This is a genomic window from Trinickia sp. (assembly GCF_036503415.1).
GTDB lineage: Bacteria > Pseudomonadota > Gammaproteobacteria > Burkholderiales > Burkholderiaceae > Trinickia.
This window is the reverse complement of sequence record NZ_DASXWY010000072.1, coordinates 1-8,897: the sequence shown is the minus strand read 5'-3', so window position 1 is coordinate 8,897 and position 8,897 is coordinate 1. Positions and strand designations below refer to the sequence as shown.

8 protein-coding genes and 1 pseudogene are annotated in these 8,897 nt (G+C 62.3%); 7 read left to right on the top strand and 2 right to left on the bottom strand.

The annotated features are described in order from the left end of the window. The 3 genes from VGL01_RS10155 to VGL01_RS10145 all read left to right on the top strand — a co-directional run. Positions 1 to 1,176 (top strand): MFS transporter (locus VGL01_RS10155; RefSeq protein WP_331568867.1); only part of this gene is annotated, 1,176 nt, incomplete at its 5' end. Positions 1,177 to 1,329: 153 nt separating this feature from the next. Next, a complete protein-coding gene (locus VGL01_RS10150; protein WP_331568865.1) occupies positions 1,330 to 2,214 on the top strand; it encodes a metal-dependent hydrolase in 885 nt (294 codons plus the stop codon). Next, entirely contained in the window at positions 2,211 to 2,642 is a 432-nt protein-coding gene (locus VGL01_RS10145; protein ID WP_331568863.1) for a YbgC/FadM family acyl-CoA thioesterase, read from the top strand. The genes VGL01_RS10150 and VGL01_RS10145 overlap by 4 nt, the downstream gene beginning before the upstream one ends. A gap of 34 nt (positions 2,643 to 2,676) precedes the next feature. Here VGL01_RS10145 and VGL01_RS10140 read toward each other — a convergent pair whose 3' ends face one another. Beyond that, positions 2,677 to 3,810 carry a hypothetical protein gene (locus VGL01_RS10140; protein ID WP_331568861.1) on the bottom strand — a complete coding sequence of 378 codons (1,134 nt, stop codon included), beginning with the start codon at positions 3,808 to 3,810 and terminating at the stop codon, positions 2,677 to 2,679. A 137-nt stretch (positions 3,811 to 3,947) separates the two neighbouring features. On the opposite strand from VGL01_RS10140, the gene VGL01_RS10135 reads away from it, so the two are divergent. From VGL01_RS10135 to VGL01_RS10120, 4 genes are all read left to right on the top strand, one after another. Next, positions 3,948 to 5,123 (top strand): UbiH/UbiF family hydroxylase, encoded by a 1,176-nt coding sequence (locus VGL01_RS10135; RefSeq protein ID WP_331568859.1) that lies wholly within the window; start codon positions 3,948 to 3,950, stop codon positions 5,121 to 5,123. Positions 5,124 to 5,197: 74 nt separating this feature from the next. After that, positions 5,198 to 5,923 (top strand): DsbC family protein, encoded by a 726-nt coding sequence (locus VGL01_RS10130; RefSeq protein ID WP_331568857.1) that lies wholly within the window; start codon positions 5,198 to 5,200, stop codon positions 5,921 to 5,923. 69 nt (positions 5,924 to 5,992) lie between these two features. Next, a complete protein-coding gene (locus VGL01_RS10125; RefSeq protein WP_331568855.1) occupies positions 5,993 to 7,813 on the top strand; it encodes a M61 family metallopeptidase in 1,821 nt (606 codons plus the stop codon). A gap of 178 nt (positions 7,814 to 7,991) precedes the next feature. Then, positions 7,992 to 8,591: an FMN-dependent NADH-azoreductase gene (locus VGL01_RS10120; RefSeq protein ID WP_331568853.1), complete on the top strand. Its 600-nt coding sequence runs from the start codon at positions 7,992 to 7,994 to the stop codon at positions 8,589 to 8,591. Between the two features lie 105 nt (positions 8,592 to 8,696). Here VGL01_RS10120 and VGL01_RS10115 read toward each other — a convergent pair. Beyond that, positions 8,697 to 8,897: pseudogene (locus VGL01_RS10115) on the bottom strand (uracil-DNA glycosylase); the annotation flags it as partial.

The following is an 8,897-nucleotide window of genomic DNA, read 5'->3' as shown; positions in this document are numbered from 1 at the left end:
GCGATCAACTTCTTGCGAATCGGCTATCAATTGGTCGTGGTCGCATGGTCGGCGGTGCAGAGCACAGGGCGTGCTGATGCTGCCGGAAAGATTCTGTTGATCTCGACGGTGGCCAGCCTGGTTCTCTCGCCGATTCTGGGCGCAACAGTCGACTACTTCGCCAGAAAAAAAGCAATGCTGCTGTGCGGTCATCTAGGCATCGTCGTTTCGGGCGGGATCCCGCTTCTTACACAAGCGACGCTGACCGACGAGACGATGTTCGAGGCCATCGCTGTTGCAGTAGTCCTGGCTACTGCCTCCAGTTCTGTCCTGGGCGGCGCAATGGATTACTTCCTGAAGACTCATCTTCAGCAGTCCGAACGACCTCGGCACTTGGCGACCCTCAATTCCACCGCTCAAATCGCGCTGATTTTTGGGACGGCGTTGGGCGGCCTGGTTGTTTCTCAAGCCAACCTCGTTCACGCTTTCCTCTTCATTTCTGCCTGTGGTGCGCTTCTGGCCGGAATCAACTGGTGGTTGCTGCCTGCCTTGTATGTGGCACGCGATAGCGCTTCACCTACCTGGAAACGGGGAGCATTTTCCGCAGGGCCGATGCTCTACCTTCGGCACCGTCGATTGTTCGCGATAGCAACCTGCGCCGCACTGGCGTTTTCGATCGGGCAGATCACGAATACATTGCTACCGGCGCTTATCGCCTTTTATTTCCGCGGCACGAGCGCGGACTATTCGATGATAGAAGCAGCGTGGTCGATCGGCGCACTCCTTGTCGGCGTGTGGCTAGCAAAGTTTGCGGCGAATTCGCCGGGTAGCATGCGCCTCGATTTCATCATAATTGGAACAATGGCGATCGCTCTCGCGGCGATCCCGCTTCTTTCCGCTTTTCCGGCTTTGCTGACAACGCATTTCTTTCTCGGCGCCGGTTTCTCCCTGGTACGCATACGAAGCGAGACCCGGTTCCTGGCGGAGTGTCCGAGACACTTGCTAGGTCGTTTTCGCGCCAACAGCGTGCTGATGACGAGCGGGATTGGATTGCTGATCTTTTCCGCTCCGACCGTGTATGGCGGGGCTCCGGTTGCCGGCTTGTACGTTGCGATGGCCAGCGTCGTCGCTGTTTCGGCGCTCGGCTTGCTGCTCGTGACAAAGCCGAGCGGTCGCACGCCCGGGTCCCCGGCTTAGCAGCAAACGTCGCCTAAGAACCGCTCCTTCGCACTGCGCGCGTCCGTTCGGGGTGTTCGCTACGAAAGCGCGTACTCAGCACGCGATGCGCAATATCTAATATGGGTATCCCTACGCTACGCGTTTTGCCGCATATACAACGTCGGAGACGCCATGTTACGACGCGATATCGCAACTGTTGCGATGGTTGTGGAAACAACAAAATGCGCAGATCATCGCGATCAGATATCACTGCGAGACATATCGTTCGACCTCGCTCGCGGCGACGTTTGCAACTGGCACTCAGCCGGAAGTGCTGTATCGCGCTTCTACAATGCAATGTCGCTGTTTTTCCCTAAAGGGGAAAAATTCTTCATCAACAGCGTCCGTGAACACCGCAAGCATGTGAAAGAAGAGCGCCTGCTCTCGGATGTCAGCGGCTTTATGCAACAGGAGGCCGCTCATAGCCGGGAACATCGGGCGTATATCGGTGCGATGGTCGCAAGCGGTTATGAAGTCGACACGCTCGACATCAGGATGTTTTCCAAGCCGCTCGAAAAGGTTGCACCGCGGCGCAGGCTTGCGATGACAGTCGCGATGGAACATTTCACGGCGTCGCTGGCGCATCAGATTCTGTCGAGCGGCGCCATCATGCGAGGCGATAGCGAGTTTGGCGCGTTGTGGCGCTGGCACGCCGTCGAGGAAATCGAACATAAATCGGTGGCGTTCGACGTCTTCACCTCGGCATACGGTCGGGGAGTGGGGGCATACTTTCTTCGTTGTTCCGCGGCGATACAGGTGACGATCGGCTTTATGCGAAGGCTGTTCGTCAACGTTGCGCGCCTGGCGGAGCAGGACGGCGCTTCATGGAGAAGCTGGCTCGCGTTGTTGCGCTACCTGTGGGTGGCGCCGGGCTTGTTTCGCCGTATGACGCCGGCTTTTTTTGTCTACTTTCACCCGAAGTTTCACCCTTCCAATACGGACGACCGTCGCCTGATCGCCGCATGGCGTGACGCGGCCGCAAGTTCCGCTTCGCGCGAGTGGGGCGGCTGCTCATGAATGTCTCGTTGACCATCGAGCTACCCGTGTACGCCGTCCGTGTCTACTATGCGGACACGGACGCGGGCGGAGTGGCTCATCACACCGCCTATTTAAGGTGGTTCGAGGCAGCCCGCTCAGAATGGCAGTGTGCCGTCGGGTGCTCGGCTCGCGAGCTTCAGGACATCTATGGCGTTGCACTCGCGGTGGTGGATGCAACGCTCCACTATCTAAAGCCCGCGGCGCTGGACGAGCGGCTGTTGGCGCGCGGAAATGTCTCCGCGGCCAGCCGCTGCAGCCTGCTCGTCAGTCAGACGCTGATGCGAGACGAGACTCCATTGGCAACTGCCGAGTTCAGACTCGCCTGCGTCAATGTCGCGACGCAACGTCCCGCGCCATTGCCCGATGCTTTGAAGGCCGCGCTTTCACACGAGATCGCACCGGTGTGACATTGCCGATATTGGCAGTTCACGCACTCCGCGCCTACTGTGTCTGGCCGTCCAACACCGCTGTCAAAGTTTCCAGCCCTCGGCGCATACTGGTAAGCGCATCGCTCAAGCGCTCAAATGCCCAGTTGTTCGTTCCCGCCTTCCCGACCTCTCTTCTGAATTGCGCAGTGGCGTTTTGAAAAGAAATTTGGCGCTCGCGAACGGTTCGGCTGAAGTCCGATGACGGAGTGGTTCTTGTCTCGTCGATCAACAACGCGAAAGCTTGGTTCGCTTGCTGAGTTCCTTCGTCGATATGCTGCTCCGCTTTTGTCAGGTGCTCAGACAACCCATCGTTTTGATATTGATTGGAAAGAACTCCCTCCAGCGCTGCTTCCGCTTGTCCAAATGCTTCCAGACATGAGCGCAATTGCATCCGCGCTTGAACACGCGGCGAAAGCGCGGTCGATGTGGCATCGGATAGGTGCACCGGTTGTTCGGCTGGCAGCTCAACGGGGGCAGGCGTATGGGGTGATTCGTCGGGTTCCGACCGGACGAGCGTTTCGTCTGCAAACCGCGCAGACTGCTCTGCCATCTCCCGCAGTTTCTCGCGATCGTCCGGATCCGTGATGTCGAGTTCACGGACGGCATCGTCGAGTGTCCAAAGTCCCGCATCGAATTTCGTGCCGGCTTGACTCAGCTCACGCGGGGTGAGCCTTTGGGCGTTGCCGGGACTTGCCGCATCCGTTACGACAGGAAAACCGGCATCGCCGCGGGCCGCGCGTTCACGGCCTGAATCGCCGGGAGGCTCTGGCGCCGACGGGTTAACCGGGACCTGTCGAGTCTCCGGCGTGACTGCGTCTTGCCGCGGCCGACCAGGAGGGTGGGTCGCCTCATCTGTCTGGGCGAATGTGCCCGCCCGCCGGTTATCGAGCGCGTCGCTGATGGACCGTCGGTTCAGTCCGGCGAGCAGCCCGGTCGCGGCAGGGGGCGCGTAGGGGGATTCGGCATCGGCGCGGCCATCCAGGTTCCGCGACGGCACCCCCTCTTCCTGCGCGCCGAGGCCATCGAGCCCGTCGAGCCTCCGAGAGATAGAAGATCCACCGTTCGGAACATTCGTCATATCCGTTGTACGTAAGACGTAGTTGTCTACCATCATCGCCGATGCACCCCGCATCGAGACGAAAGCCATGCGAAAGCGATGCTTACGAACCGAAGTTGCAGCTTTCCCGGCCAGCCCTTCTCCGCGCCGGCAGAACTGTGACCTGCCGCACGTCCTAATTTCCCGCCACGCCAAGCTGCACGGTCCAGCGCAGATATAATGCGTTAATGACCGCCCATCATCAGACGTTTCACGTCGCCGTCGTCGGCGGCGGCCTCGTCGGCAAATGCGCCGCGCTTGCGCTCGCACAACACGGACTGCGTATCGCCCTGATCGCGCAGCCTGCCGCGCCGCGTCCGGCCGACATGCTTTTCGATGCACGCATCTACGCGCTCTCAGCGAGTTCTCAGGCACTGCTGGAACGTCTGCGGGTCTGGCAGGCGCTCGACCACGATCGTCTGTCACCCGTCTACGACATGCGGGTCTATGGCGACGCCCAGGCGGAACTCCATTTCTCGGCGTTCCAGGCGGCTGTGCCGCAGCTCGCCTGGATCGTCGAATCGTCGCTGGTCGAACATTCGCTCGATGCCGCCTTACGCTTCCAGCCGCACGTGACCTGGTTCGACACGCGGGCGCAAGGGCTCGATGTGAAAACCGATGCCGCCATGCTCGCACTGGCCAACGGCGTCGTGATCGAAGCCGATCTCATCGTCGGTGCGGACGGTGCCCATTCGTGGGTGCGCGCCCAGATGGGGGCCGAGGTGACGCGGCGCGACTACCGGCAAACCGGTGTCGTGGCGAACTTCAAAGCATCGAAGCCGCACGGCGAAACCGCTTACCAGTGGTTCACGGAAGATCGCGAGATCGTCGCGCTGCTGCCACTGCCGGGCGGCCATGTGTCGCTCGTCTGGTCGGCTCGCGCCGATCACGCGCGCGAGCTCGTCGCGCTTGCGCCGGCACAGCTCGCAGCCGCGGTCGAACGGGCAACGCATGGCCGGCTCGGAGAGCTCGAATGCGTCGGCGCCGCGCACGGTTTCCCGCTTTCGCTGCAGCGTGTCGATCGCCTCGTCGCGCCGCGCGTGGCGCTCGTCGGCGATGCCGCCCATCTCATTCACCCGCTCGCCGGGCAGGGGATGAACCTGGGCCTGCGCGACGTCGCATCGCTCGCCGGTGTCCTGAGCAAAAAGGAGCCGTTTCGCGATCTCGGCGATCCGGTGCTGCTACGCCGTTACGAACGCTCGCGCCGCGAGGACATCGGTGCCCTCGCGCTGGCAACCGACGGGCTCCAGCGCCTCTTCTCCTTTCCGGGTTTCTTCGCCCGCACCGCGCGCAACGCCGGCATGTCGCTGGTCGGCGCGCAGCCGCTCGTGAAGCGCTGGCTGGTTTCCGCGGCGCTCGGCTAGGCGGGACGGACGGACCGAATTCATGCGCCGCGCCGGAACCCCGCGTGGCGAACGATCAGAAGGACTTGTAAACCATGGCTACTTTCCTGCGCGGCGCCCTCGGCGCTGCCCTTATCGCCGCGACGGCACTTGGATGCTCCGCGCACGCCGACCAGACGACGGACAAGCTCAAGGCGACGCTGCAGGCCCGCCTGCCCGATCTCCAGATCAAAAGCATCACCAAGGCACCGGTCGCCGGGCTTTACGAAGTGAACGTCGGCGCACAGCTGATTTATAGCGATGCCAATGGCGATTATGTTTTCGTCGGTGATCTGCTCGACACGAAAGCACACGCGAATCTCACGGAGGCGCGCCTCGCCGAAATCAACAAGGTCGATTTCGCAAGCCTGCCGCTCGCCGACGCAGTCAAAGTCGTGAAGGGCAACGGCAGCCGCAAGATCGCCGTGTTCTCGGATCCCAACTGCCCGTACTGCAAGCAGCTCGAGGCATCGCTCAAATCGATCGATAACATCACCGTCTACACCTTCCTTTACCCGGTGCTGTCGGACGATTCGACCGCGAAAGCCAAGGCCATCTGGTGCTCGGCCGATCGAGCCAAGACGTGGGAAGCCTGGATGCTCGAACGTCGTGCTCCGTCGGGTACGGGTAGCTGCGACACGAGCGCGATCGACAAGAATCTCGCGCTCGGCCGCGGCATGAATGTGACCGGCACGCCGACGATCATCCTGGCGGACGGTCGCCGTCTGCCGGGTGCCGTATCGGCCGATGCGCTCGAGCGTGCGCTCGGCAAAGCGCGTTGAACCGGTTGCGCCAGCGTTGAGCAAACCGCCCGCATTCATTCTCTTCCCGCCAATTTCGCTTAGCTGCCGATGAAGCCGATCCGCTACGTCATCGTTCCCAAGCAACCTGCCGCGCATATCTTCGAAGTAACGCTGACGCTGGCCGATCCCGATCCCGCCGGCCAGCGTTTTTCGTTGCCGACCTGGATACCGGGCAGCTACATGGTGCGGGAGTTCGCGCGCAACATCGTTTCACTGCAGGCTTTCAGCGAAAACGGGCGCAAGGTCCGGATCGACAAGCTCGACAAGCAAACGTGGCAGGCCGCGCCGCTAAAAGGCGGCGCGCTCACGCTGCGTTACGAGGTCTACGCATGGGACCTGTCGGTGCGGGCAGCCCATCTCGACGATACAACGGGCTTTTTCAACGGCACGAGTGTATTTCTCGCAGCGTTGGGCCATGAAGCAGCACCTTGCCGCGTCGAAATCCGCAAGCCCGCCGGTGCGGGCTATCGGAACTGGCGCGTGGCGACGGCGCTCACCGAAGCGCGCGGCACCAAGCGGTACGGTTTTGGCGAATATCAGGCGCAGAACTATGATGAGCTCGTCGACCATCCGGTCACGCTGGGTGAATTCGAGTTCGCCACGTTCACGGCGCATGGCGTACCGCACGACATCGTTATTTCCGGTCACACGACGCGTGTCGACATGGAGCGGCTCTCGGCCGATCTGAAGCGTATTTGCGAGGCTCAGATCGCGCTTTTCGAGCCACGCTCGAAAAAGGCACCGGTATCGCGCTATGTCTTCATGACGCTGGCGGTGACCGACGGCTACGGGGGGCTCGAGCACCGCGCCTCGACGGCGCTCATCTGCAATCGCACCGATTTGCCGGTGGCGGGCCGCACCGAAATGACCGATGGCTATCGCACCTACCTGGGCCTGTGCAGCCACGAATACTTCCATACGTGGAACGTCAAGCGCATCAAGCCAGCCGCGTTCGTCCCATACGACCTCTCGCGCGAGAACTACACCTCGCTGCTGTGGCTTTTCGAGGGCGTGACGTCCTACTACGACGATCTGATGCTCGTACGCAGCGGCGCGATGTCGCCCAACGAGTACTTTGCCCAACTCGGCAAGACGATCGGCGGCGTGCTGCGGGGCAGCGGACGGCTCAAGCAAAGCGTGGCGGAAAGCTCGTTCGACGCCTGGATCAAATACTACCGCCAGGACGAAAACGCACCGAACGCAATCGTCAGCTACTACCAGAAGGGTTCGCTCGTCGCGTTGGCCTTCGATCTGGCCATCCGCGAACGCACGAATCACCGCAAGTCGCTCGACGACGTCATGCGGCTGCTCTGGCAACGCTACGGTCGCGACTTTTACCGGAACGGGCACGAGGCGCAAGGCGTCGGCGAGGATGAGGTGAGGGCACTGATCGAGGAGGCGACGGGCGTCGATCTCGGGTCGTTTTTCGACGAAGCCGTTTATGGCACGCGCGATCTGCCGCTCGAGGCGCTCCTCGCGCCGTTCGGCGTCGAGTTGCGCCCCGATTTCGGTAACGGGGATGCAGGGCGGCTCGGCAAACCGTCGCTGGGCGCTCGCGTGCGTGCGGCGGGCACCGATTGCGCCGTTGCGGCCGTTCATGACGGCGGCGCGGCGCAAAAGGCGGGGCTGTCGGCGGGCGATATTCTTGTCGCACTCGATGGCGTGCGTATCACCGGCTCCAATCTCGACACGCTGCTCATGCGCTACCTGCCGGGTGCAACGGTCGACATCCACGCATTTCGCCGCGATGAACTGCGGGTGGTGCGGGCAAAGCTCGACGGTCCCGAGGTCACGCGCTATAAGCTCGTGGCCGACGACAAGGCGCGCGCACCGGTGCGCCGAGCACGCGAGCGCTGGCTGCTCGATTGAGCCGCCCCGGGCGGCACGCCAGGCTCGGCAGGCATCGCGGCGAGCTCCCGCCGCGATGCGTCGATTGTCCCGCTGGTGCAACAATGCGTCGCCGCGGCCCTAGTTTCTGAGGCGCCGCAAAGTAAACACAATGGCTCCACTCGCGCTGCAAACGCGCAACCCAATAGACGGAGCCAAGATGACCACGATCCTGCAACTGAATTCGGCCGCTCGTTCGCAAGGCGCGAACTCGACGCTGCTCGCCACCGAACTGACGGAAAAACTGCGTAGCGCCAACCCCGGAGCGAAGGTCGTCGTGCGCGACTTGCTCGCCAACGCATTGCCGCACCTCGACGATTCGGTTCTCGGCGCCTTTTTCACGCCGGTCGAGCAGCGCACGCCCGAGCAGGCCGCGATCATCGCGCGCAGCGATGCGCTGATCGCCGAGCTGCAGGCCGCCGACATCATCGTCATCGGCGCTCCGATGTACAACTTCGGTGTGTCGTCGCAGCTCAAGGCTTATTTCGACTGGATTGCGCGTGCCGGCGTGACCTTCCGCTATACGGAGAACGGTCCCGAGGGTCTCGTGAAAGGAAAGCGTGCGTTTATCGTCTCGGCTCGCGGCGGCAAGTACGCCGGTACGCCGGCCGACAGCCAGGCGTCGCACATTCAGACATTTCTCGGTTTCATCGGTATCACCGATGTGAGCTTCATCTATGCCGAAGGGATGAACATGGGCCCCGATGCGGCAAGCGCCGGACTGGCCAGCGCCCGGGAAGCGATTGCTGCAGCAGCCTGAGGCCATAAAAACGCGGTGGGTCGCGGCGCAAGTTCGCCGCCCCGCCGTGCGACAGCCCGGCCATCCCCGTCGACCGGGGCAAACAAGCGCGACTGCGGGGCGGTATTACGCCTCGTCGCGAAGCTGCCAGTCGATCGGCTGGCGGCCGTGTGCCGCCAGATATTCGTTCGCAAGCGAAAAGTGGCGGCAGCCGAGAAAGCCGCGATGCGCCGAAAGCGGCGAGGGATGCGGCGCTTCGAGTACGCAATGCGGTCTCGCGTCGAGCAGCGCACGTTTGGCCTGCGCATGGGCGCCCCACAGCATGAA